The sequence below is a fragment of the Novosphingobium aromaticivorans DSM 12444 genome (assembly GCF_000013325.1).
GTDB classification, from domain to species: Bacteria; Pseudomonadota; Alphaproteobacteria; order Sphingomonadales; family Sphingomonadaceae; genus Novosphingobium; species Novosphingobium aromaticivorans.
Genome location: NC_007794.1, coordinates 2,669,749 through 2,694,986, shown reverse-complemented (window position 1 = coordinate 2,694,986; position 25,238 = coordinate 2,669,749). Strand labels below are relative to the sequence as shown.

22 protein-coding genes and 1 tRNA gene are annotated in these 25,238 nt (G+C 65.1%); 15 read left to right on the top strand and 8 right to left on the bottom strand.

The genetic code is table 11. The annotated features are described in order from the left end of the window. The first annotated feature begins 2 nt into the window (after positions 1-2). The 11 genes from nusA (at position 3) to pnp (ending at position 11,554) form a co-directional block, all read left to right on the top strand. The gene (gene nusA / locus SARO_RS12545) at positions 3-1,637 is read left to right on the top strand and encodes a transcription termination factor NusA (protein WP_011446134.1); all 1,635 of its coding nucleotides are present in this window, start codon (positions 3-5) and stop codon (positions 1,635-1,637) included. Continuing rightward, complete coding sequence (locus SARO_RS12540) at positions 1,618-2,352, top strand: DUF448 domain-containing protein (RefSeq protein WP_011446133.1); 735 nt, start codon at positions 1,618-1,620, stop codon at positions 2,350-2,352. The genes nusA and SARO_RS12540 overlap by 20 nt, the downstream gene beginning before the upstream one ends. A gap of 5 nt (positions 2,353-2,357) precedes the next feature. After that, the gene (infB, locus tag SARO_RS12535; RefSeq protein ID WP_011446132.1) at positions 2,358-4,985 is read left to right on the top strand and encodes a translation initiation factor IF-2; all 2,628 of its coding nucleotides are present in this window, start codon (positions 2,358-2,360) and stop codon (positions 4,983-4,985) included. 104 nt (positions 4,986-5,089) lie between these two features. Further along, complete coding sequence (locus SARO_RS12530; RefSeq protein ID WP_011446131.1) at positions 5,090-5,626, top strand: DUF1697 domain-containing protein; 537 nt, start codon at positions 5,090-5,092, stop codon at positions 5,624-5,626. Between the two features lie 2 nt (positions 5,627-5,628). Continuing rightward, positions 5,629-6,036, top strand: coding sequence for a 30S ribosome-binding factor RbfA (gene rbfA, locus SARO_RS12525; protein WP_011446130.1), 408 nt, complete (start codon positions 5,629-5,631; stop codon positions 6,034-6,036). Positions 6,037-6,047: 11 nt separating this feature from the next. After that, a complete protein-coding gene (locus SARO_RS12520; RefSeq protein WP_011446129.1) occupies positions 6,048-6,626 on the top strand; it encodes a thymidine kinase in 579 nt (192 codons plus the stop codon). Next, the gene (locus SARO_RS12515; protein WP_011446128.1) at positions 6,623-7,177 is read left to right on the top strand and encodes a GNAT family N-acetyltransferase; all 555 of its coding nucleotides are present in this window, start codon (positions 6,623-6,625) and stop codon (positions 7,175-7,177) included. The genes SARO_RS12520 and SARO_RS12515 overlap by 4 nt, the downstream gene beginning before the upstream one ends. Beyond that, a complete protein-coding gene (locus SARO_RS12510; RefSeq protein WP_011446127.1) occupies positions 7,174-7,881 on the top strand; it encodes a site-2 protease family protein in 708 nt (235 codons plus the stop codon). Before SARO_RS12515 ends, SARO_RS12510 begins: the two co-directional genes overlap by 4 nt. A gap of 2 nt (positions 7,882-7,883) precedes the next feature. After that, positions 7,884-8,798, top strand: a complete 915-nt coding sequence (gene truB / locus SARO_RS12505; protein WP_011446126.1) for a tRNA pseudouridine(55) synthase TruB — start codon at positions 7,884-7,886, stop codon at positions 8,796-8,798. 5 nt (positions 8,799-8,803) lie between these two features. Beyond that, on the top strand, positions 8,804-9,073 hold the full coding sequence (gene rpsO / locus SARO_RS12500; protein ID WP_011446125.1) for a 30S ribosomal protein S15: 270 nt from the start codon (positions 8,804-8,806) through the stop codon (positions 9,071-9,073). Between the two features lie 162 nt (positions 9,074-9,235). Next, positions 9,236-11,554, top strand: coding sequence for a polyribonucleotide nucleotidyltransferase (gene pnp / locus SARO_RS12495; protein ID WP_011446124.1), 2,319 nt, complete (start codon positions 9,236-9,238; stop codon positions 11,552-11,554). Between the two features lie 120 nt (positions 11,555-11,674). Here the strand turns inward: pnp and SARO_RS12490 are convergent, their stop codons facing one another. Continuing rightward, positions 11,675-12,841 carry a GGDEF domain-containing protein gene (locus tag SARO_RS12490; RefSeq protein WP_083760885.1) on the bottom strand — a complete coding sequence of 389 codons (1,167 nt, stop codon included), beginning with the start codon at positions 12,839-12,841 and terminating at the stop codon, positions 11,675-11,677. Positions 12,842-12,920: 79 nt separating this feature from the next. Beyond that, positions 12,921-13,628 (bottom strand): GcrA family cell cycle regulator, encoded by a 708-nt coding sequence (locus tag SARO_RS12485; RefSeq protein ID WP_011446122.1) that lies wholly within the window; start codon positions 13,626-13,628, stop codon positions 12,921-12,923. 114 nt (positions 13,629-13,742) lie between these two features. Here SARO_RS12485 and SARO_RS12480 point away from each other — a divergent pair, with 114 nt between their 5' ends. After that, complete coding sequence (locus tag SARO_RS12480) at positions 13,743-14,621, top strand: ABC transporter permease (protein ID WP_011446121.1); 879 nt, start codon at positions 13,743-13,745, stop codon at positions 14,619-14,621. A gap of 24 nt (positions 14,622-14,645) precedes the next feature. Here the strand turns inward: SARO_RS12480 and hspQ are convergent, their stop codons facing one another. Continuing rightward, entirely contained in the window at positions 14,646-15,026 is a 381-nt protein-coding gene (hspQ, locus tag SARO_RS12475; RefSeq protein WP_011446120.1) for a heat shock protein HspQ, read from the bottom strand. 175 nt (positions 15,027-15,201) lie between these two features. On the opposite strand from hspQ, the gene SARO_RS12470 reads away from it, so the two are divergent. After that, a tRNA-Ser gene (locus SARO_RS12470) sits at positions 15,202-15,291 on the top strand. A gap of 240 nt (positions 15,292-15,531) precedes the next feature. Here SARO_RS12470 and SARO_RS12465 read toward each other — a convergent pair. After that, the gene (locus tag SARO_RS12465) at positions 15,532-16,404 is read right to left on the bottom strand and encodes a LysR substrate-binding domain-containing protein (protein ID WP_011446119.1); all 873 of its coding nucleotides are present in this window, start codon (positions 16,402-16,404) and stop codon (positions 15,532-15,534) included. Positions 16,405-16,526: 122 nt separating this feature from the next. On the opposite strand from SARO_RS12465, the gene SARO_RS20260 reads away from it, so the two are divergent. Further along, positions 16,527-17,906 (top strand): proton-conducting transporter membrane subunit, encoded by a 1,380-nt coding sequence (locus SARO_RS20260; protein ID WP_011446118.1) that lies wholly within the window; start codon positions 16,527-16,529, stop codon positions 17,904-17,906. Positions 17,907-17,941: 35 nt separating this feature from the next. Beyond that, positions 17,942-20,500 (top strand): DUF2309 domain-containing protein, encoded by a 2,559-nt coding sequence (locus SARO_RS12455; protein ID WP_011446117.1) that lies wholly within the window; start codon positions 17,942-17,944, stop codon positions 20,498-20,500. Positions 20,501-20,576: 76 nt separating this feature from the next. On the opposite strand, the gene SARO_RS12450 is transcribed toward SARO_RS12455, so the two are convergent. The 4 genes from SARO_RS12450 to SARO_RS12435 all read right to left on the bottom strand — a co-directional run bounded on the left by SARO_RS12450 (position 20,577) and on the right by SARO_RS12435 (position 25,207). Continuing rightward, positions 20,577-21,509 carry a formylglycine-generating enzyme family protein gene (locus SARO_RS12450; RefSeq protein ID WP_011446116.1) on the bottom strand — a complete coding sequence of 311 codons (933 nt, stop codon included), beginning with the start codon at positions 21,507-21,509 and terminating at the stop codon, positions 20,577-20,579. Between the two features lie 37 nt (positions 21,510-21,546). After that, positions 21,547-22,317, bottom strand: coding sequence for an SDR family oxidoreductase (locus SARO_RS12445; RefSeq protein ID WP_011446115.1), 771 nt, complete (start codon positions 22,315-22,317; stop codon positions 21,547-21,549). 80 nt (positions 22,318-22,397) lie between these two features. After that, on the bottom strand, positions 22,398-23,711 hold the full coding sequence (locus tag SARO_RS12440) for a DUF1254 domain-containing protein (protein ID WP_176929328.1): 1,314 nt from the start codon (positions 23,709-23,711) through the stop codon (positions 22,398-22,400). Positions 23,712-23,803: 92 nt separating this feature from the next. Further along, a complete protein-coding gene (locus tag SARO_RS12435) occupies positions 23,804-25,207 on the bottom strand; it encodes a DUF1254 domain-containing protein (RefSeq protein ID WP_049759385.1) in 1,404 nt (467 codons plus the stop codon). Between the last annotated feature and the right edge of the window lie 31 nt (positions 25,208-25,238).

The window sequence follows — 25,238 nt, the reverse complement described above, 5'->3', positions numbered from 1 at the left end:
CAATGGCCAGTGCAATTTCCGCGAACCGCGCCGAACTGCTTGCGATCGCCAACGCGGTCGCCACCGAGAAGATGATCGACAAGTCGATCGTCATCGAGGCGATGGAAGAGGCGATCCAGAAGTCCGCGCGCAACCGCTACGGCGCCGAGAACGACATTCGCGCCAAGCTCGACCCGCGCACCGGCGACCTGCGCCTGTGGCGCGTGGTGGAAGTGGTCGAGGTGGTCGAGGACTACTTCAAGCAGGTCGATCTCAAGCAGGCCGAGAAGCTCCAGCCCGGCGCCAAGATCGGCGACTTCATCGTCGATCCGCTGCCCCCGGTCGATCTCGGCCGCATCGACGCGCAGTCGGCCAAGCAGGTCATCTTCCAGAAGGTCCGCGACGCCGAGCGTGATCGCCAGTACGACGAGTTCAAGGACCGCGCCGGCGAAGTCATCACCGGCGTGATCAAGTCGGTCGAATTCGGCCACGTGATCGTCAACCTCGGCCGCGCCGAAGGCGTGATCCGCCGCGACCAGCAGATCCCCCGCGAAGTGCCCCGCGTGGGCGAGCGCGTGCGTGCGCTGATCCTCAAGGTCGAGCGCCAGAACCGCGGTCCGCAGATCTTCCTGTCCCGCGCGCACCCCGAATTCATGAAGAAGCTCTTCGCGCAGGAAGTGCCCGAGATCTACGATGGCATCATCGAGATCAAGGCCGCCGCCCGCGACCCGGGCTCGCGCGCCAAGATCGGCGTGATCAGCCGCGACAGCAGCATCGACCCGGTCGGCGCCTGCGTCGGTATGAAGGGTAGCCGCGTCCAGGCGGTCGTGCAGGAACTGCAGGGCGAGAAGATCGACATCATCCCCTGGAGCGAGGACACCGCGACTTTCGTCGTCAACGCTCTCCAGCCCGCGACCGTCAGCCGCGTGGTGATCGACGAGGAAGAGAGCCGCATCGAGGTCGTCGTGCCCGATGACCAGCTCTCGCTCGCCATCGGTCGCCGCGGTCAGAACGTGCGCCTTGCCTCGTCGCTGACGGGCTCGGCCATCGACATCATGACCGAGGCGGAAGCTTCGGAGAAGCGCCAGAAGGAATTCGCCGAGCGCTCGAAGATGTTCGAGGAAGAGCTCGACGTCGACGAAACCCTCTCGCAGCTCCTCGTCGCCGAAGGCTTCACCGAGCTGGAGGAAGTGGCCTACATCGAAATGGCCGAACTGGCCGCGATCGAGGGCTTCGACGAGGAACTCGCCGAGGAACTGCAGAGCCGCGCGTCCGAGGCGATCGAACGCCGCGAGGAGGCTCTGCGCGAGCAGCGTCGTGCCCTTGGCGTCGACGATGCCCTGGCCGAACTGCCGCACCTGACCGAAGCGATGCTCGTCGCGCTCGGCAAGGCCGGCATCAAGACGCTCGACGATCTTGCCGATCTCGCGACCGATGAACTCATCGCCAAGAAGCGCGCCGAACAGCGTCGCCGCAACGACAAGGGCCCGCGCGAGCGGACCGAGCGTTCGGAGCGGACAGAGGACAAGGGCGGCGTGCTCGGCGAATTTGGCCTGAGCGAAGAACAGGGCAACGAGATCATCATGGCCGCGCGTGCCCACTGGTTCGAAGACGAACCGGTAGCTGAGGAGGCCGCCGATGCGGATTCCTCACAATGAGCCGCTGAGCTCCGACATCGACGGCAAGGCACCGGCGGGCAAGTCCCCGCCGGAGCGCAAGTGCGTGCTGAGCGGGCGACATGATGCGCGTGGCGATCTGATTCGCCTCGCCATCTCGCCCGACGGAGATGTGCTTCCCGATGTGCTGGCGCGTGCCCCCGGGCGCGGCGCCTGGATCGGCGTGCCGCGTGCAGACCTTGAAAAAGCCATTGCCAATGGCAAACTTAAGGGCGTGCTGGCGCGCGCCTTCAAGGGGGCGACGCTCAACATCCCGGCCGACCTTGCCGACCGCATCGAACAGGCGCTGCGCCGAACGGTTACCGACCGTCTCGGCATCGAGCTTCGTGCGGGCAATGTCTTGCTGGGTACCGAAAAGATCGCGCAGGGTGCGCGCTCGGGGGCGGTGACGTTCCTGGGTCACGCCTCGGATGCCGGGACCGACGGCCCCAACAAGCTCGCCCAGGCATGGCGCGTGGGCGAGGGGGCGGAAGGGTCCGGACTGAAAGGCACCATCTTGCCGCTGGACCGGGCGGCGCTGTCTGTGGCATTGGGCCGCGACAACGTCGTTCACCTGGCGCTGACCGATGCCGCCGCAGCCGAAAGGCTGGCAGGGCCGCTGCAGCGCCTGATGCATTTTCTCGGGCACGAGATTGACGCTGCTAAGCCCCAGGCGGGCGAGGCCGCGAACGACGATATTGATACGAAGGGCGAATGAGTTCGATGAGCGATAGCGACAAGAAGCCGACGCTGGGCCGCAGGCCACTGGGCCTGAAGACCGCGGTGGAGGCCGGAGAGGTCAAGCAGACCTTCAGCCACGGTCGCACCAACAAGGTGGTGGTCGAAGTGAAGCGGCGCAAGCTGATGGGCCGGCCGGGCGAGGCCGCACCGACGGCTGCCCCTGCTGCTGCGGCAACCCCCGCACCCACGCCGGTCGCGCCTCCGCCGCCTCCGCCGCCCCCGCCGCCGCCGCCTTCGGCCAGCCGCGAGACGCGTCAGGAAATGCAGGTCCGCCTGCTGCGCGAGGCCGAGGAAGCCCGACTCGCCGCGCTCGAGGCCGCCAACCGCCGCGAGCAGGAAGAACGCCTGCGCGCGATCGAGGAAGAGCGTCGCCGCGCCGAGGAAAAGGCTCGGGCCGAAGCCGAGGCTGCCGCCGCGCCTGCTGCGCCTGCTGCGCCGGCCGCTCCGTCTGCCGCTCCTGCGGCCGCTCAGTCGGCTCCCGAAGCGGCTCCGGCCCCCGTGGCCGAGCCCGAAGTCGCCAGGCAGCCGGAAGCAGCGCCTGTCGCCGCCACCGCTCCTGCCGCGCCCAAGGCCGAGGAAGCAAAACCTGCCGCGCCTGCGGTGCCCGCGCCGCGCCGTTTCACGCCGGTCGCTCCTGCCGCACCGATCAAGCGTCCGGAACTGGCCGCCAAGAAGCCCGCGCACCCGCAGCGCGATCGCAAGACGGAAGACCGCCGTGGCGGCAAGCTTACCGTCACGCGCGCACTGAACGAGGACGAAGGCGCACGCGCCCGTTCGCTCGCCGCGCTCAAGCGTGCGCGTGAAAAGGAACGCCGCGCGCACTTCGCCGGCCAGTCGCAGCCCCGCGAAAAGCAGGTCCGCGATGTGGTCGTGCCTGATGCGATCACGGTGCAGGATCTGGCGAACCGCATGGCCGAAAAGGCTGCGGACCTCGTCAAGGCGCTGTTCAAGATGGGCATGATGGTCACCATCAACCAGACCATCGACCAGGATACCGCCGAACTGCTGGTGACCGAATTCGGCCACAACATCCAGCGCGTCAGCGAGAGCGATGCCGACATCGACACTTCGGCGGACGTCGATCCGGAAGAGTCGCTGAAGGCGCGTCCGCCGGTCGTGACCATCATGGGCCACGTCGATCACGGCAAGACCTCGCTGCTCGACGCGCTGCGCGGGACCGACGTGGTGCGCGGCGAAGCCGGCGGCATCACGCAGCATATCGGCGCCTACCAGATCAAGACCAAGGGCGGCGACTTCATCACCTTCCTTGATACCCCGGGTCACGAAGCCTTCACCGAGATGCGCATTCGCGGTGCGAACGTCACCGACATCGTCATCCTGGTGGTTGCCGGCGACGACGGGCTGATGCCGCAGACGATCGAGGCGATCAACCACACCAAGGCGGCCGGCGTGCCGATGATCGTGGCGATCACCAAGGCCGACAAGCCCGAGTTCCAGCCGCAGAAGATCCGCGAGCGCCTGCTCGAGCACGAGATCATCGTCGAGGCCATGTCGGGTGACGTCCAGGACGTCGAAGTCTCGGCCAAGACCGGTGCCGGGCTGGACGAACTGATCGAGAAGATCCTGCTTCAGGCCGAACTGCTTGAACTGAAGGCGAACCCGGATCGTTCGGCCGAAGCCACCGTGATCGAGGCCAAGCTCGACAAGGGCAAGGGTCCGCTGGCAACCGTGCTGGTCAATCGCGGCACGCTCAAGGTTGGCGACATTCTCGTTGTCGGCACCCAGTCGGGTCGCGTTCGCGCGATGCTCGACGACAAGGGCCGCCAGGTCAAGGCCGCTGGGCCCTCGCTCCCGGTCGAGGTACTCGGCATCGGCGGCGTGCCGATGGCCGGCGACACGCTGACCGTTGTCGAAAGCGAAGCCCGTGCTCGTGAAGTGGCCGCGTACCGTCAGGAACGCGCAACCGCCAAGCGCACCGCGCAGGCGCCTGCCAGCCTCGAGAACATGTTCTCCGCGCTCGCCGCGAAGAATGCTGTCATCGAATACCCGCTGGTCATCCGGGCCGACGTGCAGGGTTCTGCCGAAGCGATCGTCAACGCGCTCAACAAGATCTCGACCGACGAGATCAAGGTCCGCATCCTTGCTTCGGGCGTGGGTGCGATCACCGAGAGCGACGTCAACCTGGCCCAGGCCAGCGGCGCGCCGATCGTCGGCTTCAACGTCCGTCCCAACGCCAAGGCGCGCGAGTTGATCGAGCGCAACAAGGTGCGGATGAAGTATTTCGACGTGATCTATCAACTCACCGACGACATCCGTTCGGAAATGGCGGGCGAGCTGGGTCCGGAGGCGATCGAAACGGTCGTCGGCCGCGCCGAGGTCAAGGAGGTGTTCCCCGCTGGCAAGAGGGACAAGGCTGCCGGTCTGCTCGTGGTCGAAGGCGTTATCCGCAAGGGGCTGCACGCACGCCTTACGCGCAACGACGTCATCGTCAGCCGCACGACCATCGCCTCGCTGCGCCGCTTCAAGGACGACGTGCCGGAAGTCCGTGCCGGTCTGGAATGCGGCGTTCTGCTGCAGGACACGAACGACATCAAGGCTGGCGACCAGCTGGAAGTCTTCGAAGTCGAGATGCGCGAACGGACGCTGTAAGGGCTCGTTCCGCGTAGCTGGAACACTGCAGATTCCCCTCCCGCGTGCGGGAGGGGAGAGCAACGACGTTCCTTCCGGCCCGGCCGGAGGAATGGAGATATTGAATGACCCGCTACGTCGCCCTGTTCGGTTCGATCAACGTCGGCGGTAATCGCGTGACGATGGCGGACTTGCGCTGGGCATTCGAGCGGGAAGGGCTGACCGGTCTGGAAACCGTCGTGGCGAGCGGCAATCTGCTGTTCGACTACGACGACCGGCCGCTCGACGGGCTCGAAGACCTGTTCAGCCACGTCATGCTCGACCGGTTCGATATCAAGAGCTTCGTCGCCGTTCGTGACCGTGCCGCGATTGCCGAGGCGGTGGAGGGCAACCCCTTTACCGGCATCGGCGCCGACAATCAGGTGCACACCCTGTTTCTCGAACGCCAGCCCGATCAGGCCGCGTTCGACAAGCTCGTGGCCGATCAGGCGGCGCGCGGTCTGGAAAAGTTCGCAATCGGCAATCGCTGCATCTATATCGACTTCGTGGAAGGGGTCGGCGACAGCAAGTTGTCGAGCGCCTTCCTCGAACGGCGGCTTGGCTGTCGGGGCACCGCGCGCAATGTGCGCTCGATCGCCCGTATCCTTGCGAAGATGAGTTAGACGTGGCCAAGCAACAGACGTCCCCCGAAACCCGCTCCGTCCGCCTGCTCAAGGTGGGTGAACAGGTGCGCCATATCCTGTCCGAGCTTCTGGCCCGGCAGGAGGTTCACGACGATGTGCTGTCGGCGCATACCGTTTCGGTCACCGAAGTGCGCATGTCGCCCGACCTGCGTCACGCCACCGTCTTCATCAAGGCGCTGCTCGGCGAGGACGAGGACCTGGTACTCAAGGCCTTGCGCACCAATACGGCTTTCTTCCAGCGCGAGGTGGCGCAGCGCCTGCGCCTGAAATATGCGGCGCGGCTGAAGTTCCTGGCCGACGAGAGCTTCGACGTCGCCAGCAAGATCGAGACGCTGCTCGCCGATCCGAAGGTCCAGCGCGACCTCAGGGACCAAGAGTCCGACGGCTGAGGGCGCGCCGGGTGGCCAAGCTCTATTTCTACTATGCCAGCATGAACGCCGGCAAATCGACCAACCTGCTCCAGGCGGATTTCAACTACCGGGAGCGTGGCATGGCGACGATGCTGTGGACCGCCGCGCTGGACGACAGGGGCGGGGAGCGCGCCATCGAAAGCCGCATCGGGCTGGGCGCGGATGCCCATCGTTTCGATGCCGGGACCGACCTGTGGCAGCGGATTTCGGCGGCGCACGCGGTCCAGCCCTTGTCCTGCGTGCTGGTCGACGAGGCGCAGTTTCTGCGCCGTGACCAGGTCTGGCAACTGGCGCGAGTGGCTGATGCCGCAGGAATCCCCGTCCTTTGCTATGGCTTGCGGACCGATTTCCAGGGCGAGCTGTTCGAAGGCTCCGCCGCGCTGCTCGGAATTGCCGACTCGCTGATCGAACTCAAGGCCGTCTGCCATTGCGGTCGCAAGGCGACGATGAACCTGCGCGTCGACGATAGCGGCGCCGCCGTGCGCGCCGGGCGGCAGACCGAGATCGGCGGGAACGACCGCTATGTGGCGCTTTGCCGCCGGCATTTCAGCGAGGCGATGGGACAATGACCGACGAAGCCCTCCATGTGCCTCTGGCCGACGGCGCGCTGCGGCTCGAGATACTGCGCGAAGAGCACCGTGAGGGCCTGCGCGCGGCTTGCGCCGAGGACGCGGAGATCTGGACGATCTATCCGTTCAGCTACTGGGGCGATGCCTTCGACCCGCAGTTCGACCGCATGCTTGACGGTGGCCGTGCCCGGCGGCCCTATGCGGTGTTCGATGGCGACCGGCTTGTCGGCATGACCGCCTGGATCGACCACGGCGCGCCGGGCTGGTCGATCGAGATCGGCAATACCTACATCGTCCCGTCGGTCCGGGGCACGGGCTTCAACGGGCGCCTGAAGCGCCTGATGATCGACCACGCCTTCGCCTGCGGGCTCGAGCGAGTGGCGTTCAAGGTCGATGCGATCAACCTTCGCAGCCGTGCGGCGGTCGCCAAGGTCGGCGGCGTGGAGGAAGGCGTGATGCGCCACGAACGCCGGACCTGGACGGGGCGTTTGCGCGATACCGTGCTGTTCTCGATCCTGCGCGAGGAATGGCTGGGGGGAGAAGGCGCGTGAATCCGGAAGGTCTCCTGTGGCAGGTCGCGACGATCGCGATTCCCATGATCCTTGCCATCGTGTTCCATGAAGTTGCCCACGGCTGGACGGCGCGGGCGCTTGGCGATCCCACGGCGGCGGAACAGCGGCGGTTGAGTCTCAACCCCTTGCGTCACGTCGATCCGTTCGGGACGATCATCCTGCCCGGCCTGCTGAAGTTGACCGGCGCGCCGGTGTTCGGTTGGGCGAAGCCGGTTCCGGTCAATTTCAACCGCTTGCGCAATCCGCGCTGGGGAATGGTCGCCGTGGCGGCGGCGGGGCCGGCGATGAACTTCGTTCTGGCGACGCTTTCCGCAATCGCGCTTGGCCTGCTGGTCAGGGCGACGGATCTGGGCGGAGAGCCGGGGCTGGGCGTGCTGTTCCTTTCGGACAACCTGCGCAACTTCCTGATCGTGAACCTTTTCCTTGGCGCGTTCAACTTGCTGCCGATCCCCCCGTTCGACGGTTCGCGGATCGTCATGGGCGTGCTTCCCGCGCCGCTGGCGAGGGGATATGCCCGGATCGAGCCTTTCGGTCTGCTCGTGGTCTTTGGACTTCTCGTTATTCTTCCGTATCTTGCGCCGAACCTTCATCTCGTGGAGCGGCTGATCGGCCCGCCGGTCGACTGGCTGGGACAGCAGCTCGCCAATCTCGCGGTGGCGGTTGCCGGGCCGGAGCCGATCTGAGCGTGGTCGACGGCTGGATCATCCTCGACAAGCCTCTGGAACTCGGGTCGACTCAAGGGGTTGCGGCGGTAAAGCGCAATCTGCGGCAGGCCGGCTACGGCAAGTGCAAGGTCGGACACGGCGGGACGCTCGACCCCCTGGCTACCGGGGTGCTTCCGATCGCGGTGGGCGAGGCGACGAAACTGTGCGGACGGATGCTCGATGCGAGCAAGGTCTATGCTTTCACGGTGGCCTTCGGAACGGAGACCGACAGCCTCGATCTGGAGGGCGGAATCGTCGCCACCAGCGACGTCCGGCCGCCTCTTGCGGACGTTCATGTCACTTTAGGTGCGTTTCGGGATTCCATCGATCAGGTTCCCCCGGCGTACTCGGCCCTGATGGTCGAGGGCAGGCGCGCCTATGATCTCGCAAGGGCGGGCGAAACAGTCGAACTGCCCTCGCGCCGGGTCACGATCCATGCACTCACGCTCGATTCGTGGACAGGAAGCGAGGGCGCGGTGGAAACGGCGACGCTGACCGCGCACGTTTCGAAAGGCACATACATCCGCAGCCTGGCCCGCGATATCGCGCGCGCGCTGGGCACGGTGGGCCATGTGACGATGCTGCGACGGCTCAAGGCGGGGCCGTTCGCCATCGAGCAGGCGATTTCGCTGGACAAATTGAACGCATTGGGTCAAGGCGCGCCCCTTGAACACGTACTCTTGCCGCTGGAGGCAGGGCTGGTCGACATCCCGGCTCTTGACCTTGATCCCGAGCAGGCGAGGGCGGTCCGTCAGGGCCGCGTTCTGACGGGATTGCCCTTCGAGGACGGGCTCTACTGGGCGAGGCTTGGCACTGTGCCGGTCGCGCTGGTCGAGCTTTCCGACGGAAACCTGAAGGTTTCGCGGGGCTTCAACTTACAGGATGTCGCGGAGTAGAATACATGTCGATTACCGCCGAGAAGAAGCAGGAAGTCATTCAGAGCAATGCTCGCGCCGAGGGCGACACCGGTTCGCCGGAAGTCCAGGTCGCGATCCTGACCAGCCGCATCCAGACGCTGACCGAGCACTTCAAGTCCCACCACAAGGACAACCACTCGCGTCGCGGCCTGCTGATGATGGTGAACAAGCGTCGTTCGCTGCTCGACTACCTTAAGAAGAAGGATGTCGAGCGTTACAACGCGCTGATCCAGAAGCTCGGTCTTCGCAAGTAACCAGCGGAGCGGCCCCAAGTGGGCCGCTTTTGCTTTAAGGCGTGTTCGCAATTCGGCGGGACGCCTTCGGGGCACGACAAAACGGCCCCACACCGGACCGGGACGGTATCCCCCGGCAGCAAACCCCGTTCGCAATAGGGCGCGCGGGCTGAAGGAAACGAGATGTTCGACGTCAAAACCGTATCGCTGGAGTGGGGCGGAAAGACCCTCACCCTCGAAACCGGCCGCATTGCCCGTCAGGCTGACGGCGCGGTCCTCGCCACTTACGGCGAAACTGTGGTCCTTTGCGCGGTCACCGCGGCAAAGTCGGTCAAGGAAGGCCAGGACTTCTTCCCGCTGACCGTCCACTACCAGGAAAAGTATTCGGCTGCCGGCCGCATTCCGGGCGGCTTCTTCAAGCGCGAACGCGGCGCGACGGAAAAGGAAACGCTGGTTTCCCGTCTGATCGACCGTCCGGTCCGCCCGCTGTTCCCCGAAGGTTTCTACAACGAAATCAACGTCATCGCCCAGGTCCTGAGCTATGACGGCGAGACCGAACCCGATATCGTCGCGATGATCGCCGCCTCGGCCGCGCTGACCATCTCGGGCGTTCCGTTCATGGGCCCGATCGCGGCTGCCCGCGTCGGCTTCATCGAGGGCGAATATGTCCTCAACCCGAAGCAGGACGTGGCGCTGGCCGATGGCCGTCTCGACCTCGTGGTTGCTGCAACCGACACCGCCGTGATGATGGTGGAATCGGAAGCCAAGGAGCTGAGCGAAGACGAAATGCTCGGCGCCGTGCTGTTCGCGCATGACGAGATCAAGAAGGTCATCGGCGCGATCATCCAGCTTGCTGAAAAGGCTGCCAAGGACCCCTGGGACATCGACCTGTCGGACAACACCGCCGACATCAAGAAGAAGCTCAAGGACCTGGTCGGCAAGGACGTTGCCGCTGCCTACAAGCTGACCGACAAGTCGGCCCGCTCCAACGCCCTGAACGAAGCCCGCGCCAAGGCGAAGGCCGCGTTCGCGGAAGAAGGCGCGCAGACCCAGATGGTCGCGATGAAGACGATGAAGAAGGTGGAAGCCGACATCGTCCGTGGCGCGATCCTGAAGGACGGCCAGCGCATCGACGGTCGCACCACCACGCAGGTTCGCCCGATCGAAGCTATCGTAGGCTTCCTGCCGCGTACGCACGGTTCGTCGCTGTTCACACGCGGTGAAACGCAGGCAATCTGCACGACCACGCTGGGCACCAAGGACGCCGAGCAGATGATCGACGGCCTCGAAGGCCTGCGCTACGAAAACTTCATGCTCCACTACAACTTCCCGCCGTACTCGGTGGGCGAAGTTGGCCGTTTCGGCGCGCCGGGCCGTCGCGAAGTGGGCCATGGCAAGCTGGCATGGCGCGCGCTGCACCCGGTGCTGCCGACCAAGGAAGAGTTCCCCTACACGATCCGCATCCTCTCGGACATCACCGAGTCGAACGGTTCGTCCTCGATGGCGACCGTCTGCGGCGGCTGCCTTTCGATGATGGACGCGGGCGTTCCGGTGAAGCGTCCGGTTTCGGGCATTGCCATGGGCCTCATCCTTGAAGGCGACAAGTTCGCCGTCCTGTCCGACATCCTCGGCGACGAGGACCACCTCGGCGACATGGACTTCAAGGTGGCCGGCACCTCCGAAGGCATCACCACGATGCAGATGGACATCAAGGTTGCGGGCATCACGCGCGAGATCTTCGAAGTCGCGCTGCGTCAGGCCTCGGAAGGCCGCGCGCACATCCTTGGCGAAATGACCAAGGCTCTGGGCGAGGCACGTACCGAGCTTTCGGCACATGCTCCGCGCATCGAGACGCTGCAGATCGACAAGTCGAAGATCCGCGACGTGATCGGCACCGGCGGCAAGGTGATCCGCGAGATCGTGGCGACCACTGGCGCCAAGGTCGACATCGACGACGAAGGCCTGATCAAGATCTCGTCTTCGGACCTGACCCAGATCGAAGCGGCCAAGAACTGGATCCTCGGCATCGTCGAGGAAGCGGAAGTCGGCAAGATCTACAAGGGCAAGGTCGTCAACATCGTCGACTTCGGCGCCTTCGTGAACTTCATGGGCGGCAAGGACGGTCTCGTCCACGTTTCCGAAATGAAGAACGAGCGCGTGGAAAAGCCGACCGATGTCGTGAAGGAAGGCCAGGACGTCTACGTCAAGGTCCTCGAGATCGACCAGCGCGGCAAGGTCCGCCTGTCGATGCGCGTCGTCGATCAGGAAACCGGTGCGGAACTGGAAGACACCCGCCCGCCGCGCGAACCGCGTGAACCGCGCGGTGATCGTGGTGACCGTGGGGATCGCGGCGACCGCCGTGGCCCGCGCGGCGATCGTGGTCCGCGTCGCGAAGGCGGCGACCGTGGTCCGCGTCGTGAAGGCGGTGACCGTCCGCGTCGCGACCGTGACGATGGTCCGGCTCCCGATCACATGCCGGCGTTCCTCAAGTCCGACGACTGAGGTTCGGTCCGACCGACACAAGAACGAGGCTCCACCGCAAGGTGGGGCCTTTTTCTTTGCCTTCTGCTGTCCTTGTCGTCGGCATTGCGGTCCCGCGTCCTGCGGGACGACCGTGGGCTGTCAGGCCGCATCCTGGATGGGAGGCGGCGCCTTGCCTGCAAGGTGTATCTGGTTCCTGCCCGATTGCTTGGCCGCATAAAGCGCGTCGTCCGCAGCGCGCAGGGCATTGGTGCGGCTATCATAGGCAAAGACATCGGCAATGCCGCCAGAGAACGTGACGCGGCCGAACGGGAGGTCGGTGGCACGGTTTACGAGACGGCGGTCGGCGATCTCCTGTCGCGCCCGGTCAAGGCGTTCCCAGGCATCGTCCGGGGTCAGCGACCGGAAGAGGACGGCGAATTCCTCGCCGCCGTGACGCGCGACGTGGCAGCGTGCATCGGAAATGCGATTGAGCGTCTCTGCCACGAGCTTCAGCACGCGGTCACCGGCGGCATGGCCGTGCGCGTCATTGATGCGCTTGAAATGGTCGATGTCGCAGAATGCCACGCACAGCGGCTCGCCGGCCTTGCGTGCTTCCTGATATTCCCGTTCGAAGAGGGCTTCGAACGCCCGTCGGTTGGGGAGACCGGTGAGATGGTCTTCCTCGGCGTTGCGGCGCGCCTCGTCGAGGCTCTTCTGCAAGGCTCTGGCACGGCATTCGGACTCGTTGAGGTCGGTTTCGATTTCGCGCGTGCGGTGCATCATCGCGCGGGCGAGAGCGGCCAGCTCGGTTATGACGACGCCAGCCTTGCTTACCTGTTCGAGATCATCGACGTGCTGTTGCAGCGCCGCCCCGTATTCGCTGGTCGCCGTTCGCGCGCTGGTCGTGGTGCTGGAGAAGTGTTCCAGGCTCTCCTCCAGGCGCGCCATGAGGACGGCCAGGGCATCGGTGGTGCCATCGCCCTCGGACTCGCGGTAGATCGCCTCGAGCCATTGCAGCGTGACCGCCTGTCCGGAATCGGAGCGTTCGAGAATGAGCTGGGCGATGCGCGGATTGGCACCGGTCACGAAATCGTAGGCGACTTCGAGGGTCCACGGCATGACTTCAAGATCGTGGTCGATCAGGAAGTCCGCGACGTTCCCGAGCAACCGCCGCTTTGCCGGTAGCCAGATCTCGCGCGGCGTAATTTCCCGCTGGTGCGCTTCCGGGCCGTCGGTGGGATCGTCACCGGTCTCTTCGGGTTTGAGTCCCAGCCATTGTAGCAAACGGTTGCGCGACCCGCGCGCGGGATGTTCGTCATGTGCCATGCGCCAAAGGACGGCGGCGCCGCACGGTCATTAACCATGCAGCGCCGCGAAGATTGCGCCGGATTGAACTTTACGTGAATTAGCGCACGCGCGGGCCGCCGAAGGGCATCGGCGGGGGCGGGCGGCGATGGCCGCGCGGAAGCTGCGCCTGGTAGGCGCGGCCGCAGTGCTCGACGCAATAGGGGAACCCGGGGTTCACCTTTTCTCCGCAGAAATGGAAGTCCGGTTCGCCCGGGTGACCCATCGGCCAGCGGCAGATGCGGTCGTTCAGGTCGAGCAGGCTGGTCTTGTCGGCGATTTCCGGGCTGGGACGTGCCGGCACCAGGCGGCGCGGCGGGGCAGGCGGGATCGGCGCCTGCTGGTCGCCCGGTCCCTGGCGCAGGAAGCCGCCGGGGCCGACGGAAACGATTCGGGGCTGCGGAGCGGCCGCAGGTGCATCAGCGGATGCGGCGGGGGCCTTAGGTTCAGGCGCGGGAGCCGGAGTGGCAGCGCGGGGCGCAGGGGCGGGCGCGACCGGGGCCGGAGCGGGGCGCGGGGCGGCAGCTTTCGGCTCTGGCGGTGGAGCTGTGGGCTTTGCCGCCTTTGGCGCGGCAGGAGCAGCGGCAGGGGTATCGCCCTTGTCATTGGCCTTGACCGGGCTGGGGCGGGCCTTGAGGCCGAGGCGGTGCGCCTTGCCGATCACCGCGTTGCGGCTGACGCCGCCGAGTTCCTCGGCGATCTGGCTGGCTGTGGCGCCGCCTTCCCACATCTTCGTCAGCTTCTCGATGCGCTCTTCGGTCCAGCTCATGCCTTCAAATGTCCTTCATGCGACCGGTCGGGCCGGCCATCAAAATGCCTGTCCGGCACCGCCGGGTCGGCCAAAATCTTGCCATCGGCGCAGCCGCGCGATACCGCGACGGACATGGCCGATCAACCGCTGCCCCGAGAAGGGGCCACAACCCGCAACGCCGGAACCTTCACCCCGCCTGGACAGCCGGTATTCCACGGCTTCAACAGGTTGGGTCTGTGGACCCTTTATATGAAGGAAGTCCGCCGTTTCTTCAAGGTCCAGACCCAGACGATCTGGGCTCCGGCCGTGACAACGCTGCTGTACCTGATGATCTTCACGCTTGCCCTCGGCGGCGGCGCGAACGGTGCGCGGCAGGTGCTGGGTGTGAACTTCGCAAGCTTCGTTGCACCCGGGCTGATCGCAATGGGCATGATCAACAACGCTTTCGCCAACTCGAGCTTCAGCCTTCTGGGCGGGAAGATCCAGGGAACGATCGTGGATTACCTGATGCCGCCGATCAGCGTGGGCGAACTCATGGCGGCGCTGGTAGGGGCCGCGGTGACGCGTGCGGTACTTGTGGGGTTTGCGGTCTCGGCCGCGATGTTGCTGTGGCCTGGTGTGAGTCTTGCCGTGGCGCACCCGTGGGCGGTGGTCTGGTTCGGGCTCATGGGATCGATCCTGTTGGCGCTGATCGGAGTGCTAACGTCGATCTGGGCGGAGAAGTTCGATCACAACGCCGCCGTGACCAATTTCGTCATCACCCCCCTGTCGATGCTTTCCGGCACGTTCTATGTGATCGACAACCTCGCTCCTGCGTTCCAGGCGGTCAGCCGGATGAACCCGATTTTCTACGTGATCTCGGGCTTCCGGTTCGGCTTTCTCGGGCAGAGCGACATTGGCGATACGAACACCGCAGTCCTGCACGGTGCGATCGGGCTGGGGGTGCTCAACCTTGCCATCGCCGCGCTGCTTTACGCCGTGCTGCGTTCCGGGTGGAAGCTGAAGAACTGAAACGCCCGGAAATGCCGCGGCTTGTCAGTGCGACAGGCTGCGGCGCAGGCGATAGCGGCCGTTGCGGAAGCCTTCGAACATCTCGTCCAGCGAGGGGTGGTCGACAGGGCCGGCTTCGGCATCCGCGAGCAGGTTCTGCTGGCTGACGTAGGCGACGTAGCTGTTCTCGTCGTTCTCCGCGAGGAGATGATAGAACGGCTGGTCGCGGGGAGGGCGCATGTCTTCCGGAATGGATTCGTACCATTCTTCGCTGTTGGCGAAGACGGGGTCGATATCGAAGATGACCCCGCGGAAGCCGAACATGCGGTGCCGCACCACGTCCCCGATCGAAAATCGCGCCGATGAGACGGGAGGGGCCGAAATATCGCGGCCGGCCTGGGGCGAAAAGAAACTCGCACGGTCCATGAGTCGGATATAGGCCTCGCAGGGGCAGCAAACAAGCGCCGGGGCGCGAAAGGTGGCGATGGCCTGGCGCCTGTGGAAAAACCCTCGGCCTTTTCGCTTGGCAAGCCGGATTCCATGCGCTAACGGCGCGCTTCCCGACCGGGCAATGCCGATTCAGGCGCCCATGGCACTTCGCGGAGAGGTGGCAGAGTGGTCGAATGCGCCGCACTCGAAATGCGGTGTACGGGCAACCGTACCGTGGGTTCGAATCCCACCCTCTCCGCCATTTACCTCACTGAGATATTGATTTTGCAAGGAAAATTGCAGGGCTTATCTCTAGCCCATGCTCGGGTTTCGCTTGAATTTGGCTCGATTCGCGGACTTCCGGGCGGTGAGTCTCCCAGTGGAAGCGCCCACGGTGGGGGGGCGCAACGCGTTACGCGTCGCGGATCGCGCGCACGTATCGGTCGGACACGCCAACAATGGGCGCGATGCCCTGTGCAGTCAGCCCAGCGACGATTGGGCTTCAGGTGCCGCGCCCCCGCTCGAGCGCTGCGATGATGTGCTGTGCGAGGCGGTGTGCGGTATCTGAAAGGCCAGCGGCCTCTATCAGTGCGATTTCGGTATCGTATAGCGCCGGCAGGCCCGCCTCGGGGCCCACGGCCGTCAGGGAGGACGGGACCATCTCAAGCGGCAGAACCGTGATCCCAAGTCCGGCCCGCACAGCGGAAAGACTGCCAGCAAGGCTGGTTGAGGTATAGGCGGTGCGCCACGGCCGCCCCATAGCGTCCAGCGCCTCAGTCGCGCGCTTGCGATAGACGCAGGGTTCGGGCGAGACCACCAGCGGCACCCGCGAATAGTCGACGGCGGACTTTCGGTCGCGTGCCACCCAAACCAGCGGTTCGCGCCAGACGCGCACGCCCTCGTGTCGCTCCTGCGTGGGCTGGCGCTTGACCAGCACGAGATCGAAATGCCCGGCATGAAAGCGTTCGAGCAGGTTGAGCGTGAGGTCGCAGGTCACTTCCAGTTCGACCAGCGGATGCGCTTCGGCAAAGGCTGCGAGCACCGAGGGAAGGTGCGCCGTTGCAAAATCCTCCGGCACGCCGATGCGCACCGACCCGGCGATGTCCGGTTCGAACATCTCGGCCACGGTGGCATCGTGCAGGCGCAGGATCTGGCGCGCAGGCCCGATCAGCCTTTCGCCATTGGGCGTGATCGCCAAACTGCGCGGACTGCGCACGAAGAGCGTTCGGCCGAGCTGTTCCTCCAGTCGCTTCAGCTGCAGCGAAATGGCCGATTGCGTCCGGCCCAGCCGTTCCCCGGCCCGCGTGAAGCTGCCGGTATCCGCGATGGTTACGAAGCAGCGGAGCAGATCGACATCAAGATTACGCAGGGCCATACGGGCCGATTTATCATTTCAAAATGCAATCTTCAATATTTCAGATATTCGTTTCCAAAATCATGAATCGTGGCGCACCTGCACCCCGAGACATCCCCGCCGAGGGGCACTTGGAGCCAGAGATGAGCCAGACGACCGTCAACGCAACCGCAGTTCCCTCCCGAACGCCTGTCATTCGTGCACTGTCATTTTCGCGTGCCGATCTTCCGGTGCTTGCACTCGGCATGCTCCTTGCTGCTGCAATGGCCGATGGCCACGCGGTTCTGACCACAGCGGGCGTGGCCCTGGCAGGGTTGTCTTTGCTGGTGACCGTTGTCGTGCTGGTGTTCGCGCGTCGCCAACTGCGCGCCGATCCGCGCGCGGGGGCGTTTGCCCGCATGGCCGTGGGCCTTGCTCTTGCCACGATGCTGATGGGCCTTGCCGCCGATGCGCTCCTGCTGGCGGCGGCGTGGATCGTGACCGGGCGGCTGATGGCTGGAATGATCGGCCATGTAGGCGACTCGGGAGAAGCCCGCTCGGCCGCACGGCGTGCGAGCCTGTCTTTCGCGGTGAGCGATCTGGCGCTGGTGACCGCGGTCCTGTTTCTGGCGATCGGCGCGAAATCCACCGGGATCGCCGCGATCGGCGCAGCAGTGCCCACCATGGCCGTCGGGTACCTGATGCCGGCGGCATTCCTGCTTGCCATCGCCGCACTGGCGCGCTGTGCCTTGCCGCCGTTCTCGACCTGGCTGATGCGTTCGCTTGCCGCGCCAACGCCGGTGTCGGCCCTAATGCATGCGGGCTTCGTCAACGCCGGCGGCTTTCTGATGGTCCGCTTCGCGCCGGTTATCGAAGCGGCCACGGCGGCCCGGTTCATGCTCTTCACCGTCGGGATCATGGCTGCGCTGTTCGGCAGTGCGATCATGCTCGTCCGCAACGACGTGAAAGGTTCGCTGGCTGCATCGACCGTCTCCCAGATGGGCTTCATGCTGCTGACTGTGGCGTTGGGCGCTTATGCCGCAGCATTGTGGCACATGGTGGCGCATGGGGTGTTCAAGGCCTGGCTGTTCCTTGGTTCGGCAGGCACCGTCTCGAGCGCCCCAGCCCGCGCCAAGGCGTTGCCCCAGCCCTGGCCCGCCGCGATTGCGCTTGTCACCATGGTCGGCGCGTACGCGTTGATCCAGACGGGCGAAGGAGGCGTGCTGCTCCCGGTAGGCCTGGCCTGCACCGCGCTGCTCAGCGCGCTGACGGTCGGCCTGCGGTCCGTTTCGCGCAGCGCGGTGGGGCTCGTGGTGGCCGCAGTTCCGGTGATGCTGATCGCGCTGAATGCGGCTGCGCTGGCGGTGATGTCGGCCTTGCAGGACAATGCCGCGCTGCCCTTGATCCACGATTACGCGCAGTTCGCCCTGCTCTCGCTGTTTCTGGCGGGATGGGTGGCCCAGCAGCGCGTCGCCAGTGGCGAGCGCAACCTGCCACCAGCGCTGTTCGCCCGCCTGTTCCATGCCGGAAATCTCTCGGCCTGACCTCTGCAATTTCCAGCTCTCAAGGACGCCATGCCATGACCCTCGCGACCAGAAGCCTCATCAAGAACCTCTCCTCCGCACTGGGCGCCCAGGCCGAGCGGGAGCAATTGATTGCCCTGATTTCGATCGCGACGCAGACCGTCGCACCGCTCTGGCCACTCGACAGTGCCATCGCCGTCAATCCACTGTCGGGCTTCGAGGAACAGCCGTTCGAGGAAGTGCTGCCCGAGGCCGCAGCCCTGTTCGGCGCAAGGCCCACGCTCTCGCTGAACGAATGGCGCACGCTCATGGATGAAGGGCGCATCGACCAGGTTTCGCTGCGCAAGGCGGTGGTCAATGCGCTGGGCGGACCGGATGAAGCGTTCGCATTGCTGGGGCCTGATCTCAACGCCTACAACCTGCTCGTCGCGCGGCTGCTCGACATGGAGGCAGAGGACGTGCCCCCGGTGCGGCGCGCGCTGTCGCCCGGCATGGCCACCCTTGCGCGCTGGCTGGCCGCCTTCTTCGATCGCAACGCCGCTTTGCGCCTCCCGGGGCGGGAACGTGGGCTCTATGCTTGTCTTTCAGAAGCGCTGCGCCACGATCCCGCGCTGCTGCGCGCCAGCAACGCCACCGGCCGCGCCTGGCTGGAAAACGCTCCGGCAGACCCGGTGGACATGCTGATCCTTGCCGCGCGCCGCGACGCCGTCGGGCCGGAGCGTCGTTTGCCCTGGCTGCGCGCCATGGTGGCGAGCCTGCCGGGCTGGGCAGCACATTTGCGCTGGCGAAGCGAACATGCGGGACCTGCCACCAGCCTTGGCGCGCCTGCTTGCATGGCGGACCTCATGGCGCTGGTGGCGCTGGTGCAGGGCGTGGTGCAACCGGCACCGCGTGCCGTGCCTGATCCGGACTGCCCGGAAGATGTCGAGGCTGCACTTTTGGTGCACTGCGGAGTGGCGCAGGACGCTCCGGCCAAGTGGCCGGAGGCTGGCCGGGCACGGCTGCGCGCCGTCGCAGCGCTGACCCACGCTCAACTCGGCCTGATCTTTCAGGAGGCCGCCGAGTCCAGCTTCCTTGGCCAACTGGCTCCACAGCTCGAGGGCGCCTCTGCCCGGCTGGCTGCGCCGCAGTCCACGCTTCGCCCTGAAGCGCAAGCGATCTTCTGCATCGACGTTCGCTCGGAACCGATGCGGCGGGCGCTGGAAACGCAGGGGCGGTTCGAGACACTCGGCTATGCAGGGTTCTTCGGCCTGCCGATCGCCATCAACCCTGCCTGCGCTGCGCCTGCGCGCAACCAGTTGCCGGTACTGCTGTCGCCCTCGCACGTGGTGCCCGAACGCGCCATGCCGGGGCGTGAGGCCGAGGCGACGGCCATGCTGGCCCGTCATGCTGCGCTTGGCGATGCCCAGGCGATGCTCGATACGACCAAGAGCGGCGCGATCGGCTTTGCCGCGGCGGAAGCCGCCGGACCTGTCGCTGCGGTGGCCATGCTTGCTCGCACTCTCGCCCCCCGGTTGACCCATCGGTTGCGCCAGCGTTTGATCGGGGAGCGCGGGCATGTGCTCGCCCCGGCGGCGTGCAACGATCAAGATCACGAACGTCATGACGGGCAGGGTGAAGGTATTCCGCTGGCGCAGCGCGTGGCCTATGCGCGGGGTATGTTCGCGTTGACCGGACTTTCGCCGCAGACGGCGCGGCTGGTGGCGCTGGTGGGGCATGGCGGCTGCACCACCAACAATGCCTTTGCAGCCAGCCTCGATTGCGGAGCTTGCGGCGGGCATCCCGGCGGGCCAAATGCGCGGCTCATGGCGGCTATCCTCAACGATCCCGCCGTGCGGAAGGGCCTGGCTGCAAAGGGCGTGGACTTGCCGCATGATACCTGGTTCATCGCCGCACAGCACGACACCACGCGCGACGAGGTGGAAATCTTCGACCGCCATCTCGTGCCCGCCAGCCATGTGGCGGATCTTGCCCGGTTCGAGCGGGCACTCTCCTGCGCAGGGGCGCAGAGTCGCGATGAACGCGCGGCGCGGCTGGACCGGACGGCCGACGACCTGCTGACGGGCGCTGCACACTGGGGCGAAGTGCGTCCCGAATGGGGCCTTTCGGGCAATGCCGCCTTCATCGTTGGGCCGCGCGCGCTGACGCGGGAGGTCGATCTGGGCGGCAACGCCTTCCTTCACAGCTACGATTGGAAGAAGGATGACGATGGCAGCGCGCTCACCGGGATCATGACCGCGCCGATGATCGTGGCGCAGTGGATCAACTGCCAGTACCTGTTCTCGACCATCGACAACGAGATTTTCGGCGCGGGCGACAAGACCACGCAGAATGTGGTCGGCGGCTTCGGCGTGGTGCAGGGGAGCGGCGGAGACCTTTGCACTGGCCTGCCGCGCCAATCGCTGTTCCGCGACGATGGCACCCCGTACCACACACCGCGCCGCCTCGCGGTGATCGTGCATGCGCCGCTGCAACGGGTACAGGACATCGTGCTGCGCCACGACGCGGTGGGCCGTCTCGTGGAAAATGGCTGGGTCAATCTGGTTGTGATCGACCCGTGGAAGCACAAGGCCCATCACTGGGTACGCGGCGATTGGGCCGTGCGACCATGCTGATGCTCGCAGGCGCGTAATCCCCAGCCGGCGGTGCCTGTCGTGGGCACCGCAGCGCCAATCCGAATTTGCGCAAGCTTCAGGGCCGCACCACACACCTGAAGCCGATGTGCGTCGTCGCGGTATCAACCATTTCAGGATGGCGTGCTGCGGGGCGATAGCGCTGGCAGTAATTGGCCGCACACAGGTGCGAACCGCCCTTTATGACCTTCCGGCCGATGCGCATTGCGGGTTGCGACGGGTCGAAGCTGTCCTTGAGCTTGCCGCCGCGCGGATTGCTGATCGCGCAGCATGCCGATTTCCTTTGCGGAGTCAGCGGCTTGTCGGCCCACCAATCGCAGGTCCACTCCCACGTGTTCCCGATCATGTCGTAAAGACCATAGCCGTTGGGCGGGAAGTTGCGGACGGGCGATGTCCGTTCCCAGCCATCGAGGCACTGGTTGGCGAAGGGAAACAGGCCTTGCCAGTAGTTGGCCATCATCCGGCCTTCAGGTGCGAGTTCGTCTCCCCAGGAAAATTCGGAACCGTCCAACCCGCCGCGCGCAGCATATTCGAACTCGGCTTCGGTCGGCAGATCCTTGCCCGCCCATTTGGCATAGGCCTCGGCATCGGCATAGGCGACGTGAACGACGGGATGGTCCTCGATCCCATCGATGGAACTGCCCGGTCCAAGTGGATGCTTCCAGCAGGCGCCAAAGGTAAAGTGCCACCAGTTGGACGCATCCGCCATGTCGACCGGCCCTGCTGTTTTCTGGAACACCAGCGATCCCGCGCGGTCCATGCCCGGGAGCATGCCGGGGTAGTCCTTGGGATCCGGCTCGATCTCGGCCACAGTGACGTATCCCGTGGCCTCCACGAATGCGGCGAACTGTGCGTTCGTCACCGGCGCTTCATCGATCCAGAAGCTGTCTACCTTCACCCGGCGAAGCGGCGCTTCCTCCGGGTAGAAGGCTTCCGAGCCCATGGTGAAAGTGCCGCCTTCGATCAGGCGCATGCCGGGGCGTTCGACCATTCGCGACGTGCTCCTGCAATTGGGTTCGAGATGGCGTTCAATACTTGTACGACTGGCCGCCGTCGATCGGAATGGTTGCGCCATTGATGAAAATGGCCTCGCCCGAGAGCAGGAAAGCGACCAAAGCAGCCACTTCCTCGGGGCGGCCGAAGCGCTTCATCGGATTGACCGAGACGAACTGGCGCCCTGCCTCTTCCCAGTTTTCGCCGCCGATCTGGCGCAGCGAACCCTCGACCATGGCAGTCATGATCGCACCCGGAGCGATGGCGTTGATCTGGACGCCGTACTGGCCGTACTCGACCGCCGAGTTGCGCGTCAGACCCACGACGCCGTGTTTGGCGGCGGCATAGCCGCTCTGGTTGCCGACTCCGCGAATGCCGCCAACCGATGCGGTGTTCACGATGGCGCCGAAGCCCTGTTCACGCATGACCTTGAGCACGGCCGCCATGCCGTAGAATACGCCATCGAGATTGATCGAGATGACCCGGTGGAACTCTTCAGCGCCGAAGTTTTCGGTAAGGTTCTGGCGCCCCTCGATCCCGGCATTGTTGAAGAAGCCGTCGATCCTGCCAAATTGAGCGACGGTCGCATCTACATAGGCCTCGACTTGCGCGACATCGGCAACGTCGGCCTTGATCAGCTTCGTCCGCGTGGCATCGGGAAGCGTGGCTCGAGCGGCTTCCAGCCAGTCTTCGCGCAGATCCACCAAGGCGAGCGTTGCGCCCTCCTCGGCCAGTCGTTGCACCGTCGCGAGACCCAATCCGGAGCCTGCGCCCGTCACGATCACGACCTTGTCCTTGAAGCGCATATCCACGTCCCTTTGCCTGATTTGATTGCGGTCTACCAACGACCGGCCACTTTCGTGAACCGGCACATTGAGCAGGCCTGCTATTGATCGACCCGTCTGATCGCCGGCGGTACCCACACCTGTTCGAGCGCGCTGCCCTGCGGCCGATAAAGGCGCATCATGAGATAGAACGGCGCATCGGCTGCGACCGGCAGCCAGTTGACGGTTGCGCCGTCCACGGGTGCAGTCGCGCCGACCTCGATCGTGACGCCGCCATCCTTGTCTGCGACCAGACCGTCGGTCCGATCCCCGACGGAGTAGCGATGCACGGCGTTGGGGATCATGAAGCCCGTGTCATCGTATGCCGTGATCGACCAGAACGCGTCCACCGGCGGCAATTGTCCGGAGCCAAAGCAGATGCGGTAACGGTGCGCGCCGTCGAGCCTGATTCCCGCCGCGTCCACTTGCGCAATCGGATAGATGGCCTCTTCCGGTACGGCCACGAAGATCTGGTCCTTGGCTACCGCAGCCCGCAGCATAAGGTCTGATCCGAAGCGCGGGCCGCGATAATTTGTGGTCCAGCCATTGCGCTCCACTCCGAGGCGAAGCGACGCAAGGCGGACGGCCTCTCGTGCGCGAACGAAACCGCGCGCCAGTGCGGCGAGTTGACCCGCAGCAAGCCTGCCGGGCCGGAAGCCGTCCTTCTGGGTAATCTCCAGGCGCGAGAGTTCTGCGATCATGGCACGATCTTCGGGGCGAACGATCCAATCCTGCAGTACCGATGCGAGACGGTGAAAGAACACAAGTTCCGGCGGCGCGCCTTGAGGGCCATGGGCAAGTTCCCGCTGATCTGCTGCCAGTGCGGGAGTGTGCTTACCCTTGCGCCAATCGGCCCAGCGGATCACGGCGAGCTTGTCCTGAAGGGCATGGACCTCGTCGTACTCGGACGGGGAACGGACGAGGATGCGACCGGCGACGTTCACATAGCGGGTAGAACTAGGCACATCGACCATCCCCGGTGGAGCGGACCCGTGCCACCCCGGGCCATGTACGAACAGCGGCGGCAACTGTCCGCCGTGCGTCCGTTGCCCCAGGGATCGTTCCGACGAGGAGTCTGCGAGATTGATCGAGAAGGTGTAATAGCGCCTGCCGAAGTCGGGCGCCGACACGATCAGCGGGCCAGTCGCCAGATCCAGCCATGCCGATGAATAGATCGTGTCGTTGTTCGGCCCGACTCCAACTCGCATTTCCGGGCCTGAAAGCGTCCGCCGGTGCTTGAACGCGTTTATGGGCGTTCCGGGATCGCCCGCCGACTGTCCCAGCGTGAACCGCTTGCGGATCAGCGCCGCCTCGACCAGCGGCATTCCCCAGACATAGCCGCGATAGGCCAGTTCCTCGATCTGGGTATCGGTCAACGATGCTGCCTGTGCGACGGGCCTTGCCTGTGCCGGCAAGACAACATGCACGAGGCTCGCGACCGCCACGGCGAAAACAAGGCTTCTCGTCTTCACTTCGCCGCCGTTCTGGCAACCGGCATCTTCTGGATTGCCGGGGGGCGCCATTCGCCGTTGGTTATTGCCGCATCAGGTCCCTGTGCGCGGATGACGACGTGGAAGGGACCGGCAGGAACGGGCAAAAGGTTGGCGCCCTTGGCACGACCACTGAGCCTGTGGCTGAACAGAATCGCAACCGATCCATCCTTGCCCCGCTTCAGCCCGGGAGTCCGGTCGCTGATCAGGTAACGGGCGAGCGGATTGGGAACAAGCTCTCGGGTTGCAGAATCGTAGACGGTAACCGACCAGAAGAACCGCGCGGGCGGTGGAGGAGACAGAACAAGGCGATAGTCTCCTCGCGAGCCGTCGAGGCGCTCTTCATCGGCATCGACGAACGTTGAAAAGGGGTGGTTCTCCTCGACGACGTTCGCGCCGGTGCCGCGCGTGTTGATGACTGCGCGATAAAGGTAATTGAAACCGTAGCGCCCGACATCGACCGGCTCGGACCAGCCGCCGACACGCGGTCCGTTCTGGCTCATCGACACCCTGATGAGTTCCTGCGCCTCGGTGAAGCCCTGTTCGATTCCGGCTTGCATCCGGGCGTCCGTCAGAACCTCGTCGACGGTGCGCTTGCCGACAATGCCGATCGAGCGAAACCGATGGAGCAGCGCTTCTTCGCTTTTCGGATGGCCGCAATTGCGCAGCACGAAATCGAGGATGCGCATGAAACCCGCCGCGCTTGTGTCTCGGCCATCGGGAAAGTTTACCGCGCCGGCTCCGTGACCCACTGGATGGAGGCGGAAGCGGTCCTGCAAAGCGTACGCCATGCGCACATCGTCGCCAGATTGTTGCACCAGAACCCTGAGCAGGATCCACGTGAACGGCGTTGTGACGCGGAACAGCGTGGTTCCTTCGGGGACTTCGCCCTGCCAGTCTGTCGTCGCGATCAGGAACCGGCCTCCACTGAAGCCGTGCGTGCGCGCGCTGATGTTTGAAGCGTTGCCGTGAACGTCGAGGAAGTTCGCGGTGAAGTACCGGCCTGCGGTATCGGGCACCTCGAACATGACCGGACCATTCCGCAAATCCAGCCAGGCGTTCGAATAGAGTGTGTCGGCGTTGGGCGTCTTGAATGGCTTGTAGCCCGGGCCGGCCAGAGTCCGGCCATGGGAAAAAGTATTGAAGCCGACGTACTGCGGATCGCTCCGGTCCACGGCAAGCGCATAGAGCTGGCGATATTCAAGAACCGCTGCCGTGCCGTAAAGCGTGGCGTCGAAAGCCAGTGACCGCGCGAATGTCTGCCTGGCTTCGGGATCTTGCGGCAGGATTTCGTCGATGCGCGCGGACTGGAACTGGTCCGCCAGACCCGGATCGTAGGCACGGGCAATTTCCGCTCCTGAAGAGACGACCGGAAGCGACATCGCGAGCAACAAGGCAAGTGGTGCTACCGCG

Bases quoted from the DNA above. Each gene is read 5' to 3' on its own strand.
- SARO_RS12540 (WP_011446133.1), top strand. From the start codon at position 1,618: ATGCGGATTCCTCACAATGAGCCGCTGAGCTCCGACATCGACGGCAAG.
- SARO_RS20260 (WP_011446118.1), top strand. From the start codon at position 16,527: ATGAGCCAGACGACCGTCAACGCAACCGCAGTTCCCTCCCGAACGCCT.
- SARO_RS12455 (WP_011446117.1), top strand. From the start codon at position 17,942: ATGACCCTCGCGACCAGAAGCCTCATCAAGAACCTCTCCTCCGCACTG.
- nusA (WP_011446134.1), top strand. From the start codon at position 3: ATGGCCAGTGCAATTTCCGCGAACCGCGCCGAACTGCTTGCGATCGCC.
- SARO_RS12490 (WP_083760885.1), bottom strand. From the start codon at position 12,841: ATGGCACATGACGAACATCCCGCGCGCGGGTCGCGCAACCGTTTGCTA.
- rpsO (WP_011446125.1), top strand. From the start codon at position 8,804: ATGTCGATTACCGCCGAGAAGAAGCAGGAAGTCATTCAGAGCAATGCT.
- hspQ (WP_011446120.1), bottom strand. From the start codon at position 15,026: ATGGACCGTGCGAGTTTCTTTTCGCCCCAGGCCGGCCGCGATATTTCG.
- infB (WP_011446132.1), top strand. From the start codon at position 2,358: ATGAGCGATAGCGACAAGAAGCCGACGCTGGGCCGCAGGCCACTGGGC.
- SARO_RS12530 (WP_011446131.1), top strand. From the start codon at position 5,090: ATGACCCGCTACGTCGCCCTGTTCGGTTCGATCAACGTCGGCGGTAAT.
- SARO_RS12485 (WP_011446122.1), bottom strand. From the start codon at position 13,628: ATGAGCTGGACCGAAGAGCGCATCGAGAAGCTGACGAAGATGTGGGAA.
- SARO_RS12480 (WP_011446121.1), top strand. From the start codon at position 13,743: ATGGCCGATCAACCGCTGCCCCGAGAAGGGGCCACAACCCGCAACGCC.
- SARO_RS12450 (WP_011446116.1), bottom strand. From the start codon at position 21,509: ATGGTCGAACGCCCCGGCATGCGCCTGATCGAAGGCGGCACTTTCACC.
- SARO_RS12515 (WP_011446128.1), top strand. From the start codon at position 6,623: ATGACCGACGAAGCCCTCCATGTGCCTCTGGCCGACGGCGCGCTGCGG.
- pnp (WP_011446124.1), top strand. From the start codon at position 9,236: ATGTTCGACGTCAAAACCGTATCGCTGGAGTGGGGCGGAAAGACCCTC.
- SARO_RS12465 (WP_011446119.1), bottom strand. From the start codon at position 16,404: ATGGCCCTGCGTAATCTTGATGTCGATCTGCTCCGCTGCTTCGTAACC.
- SARO_RS12445 (WP_011446115.1), bottom strand. From the start codon at position 22,317: ATGCGCTTCAAGGACAAGGTCGTGATCGTGACGGGCGCAGGCTCCGGA.
- SARO_RS12435 (WP_049759385.1), bottom strand. From the start codon at position 25,207: ATGTCGCTTCCGGTCGTCTCTTCAGGAGCGGAAATTGCCCGTGCCTAC.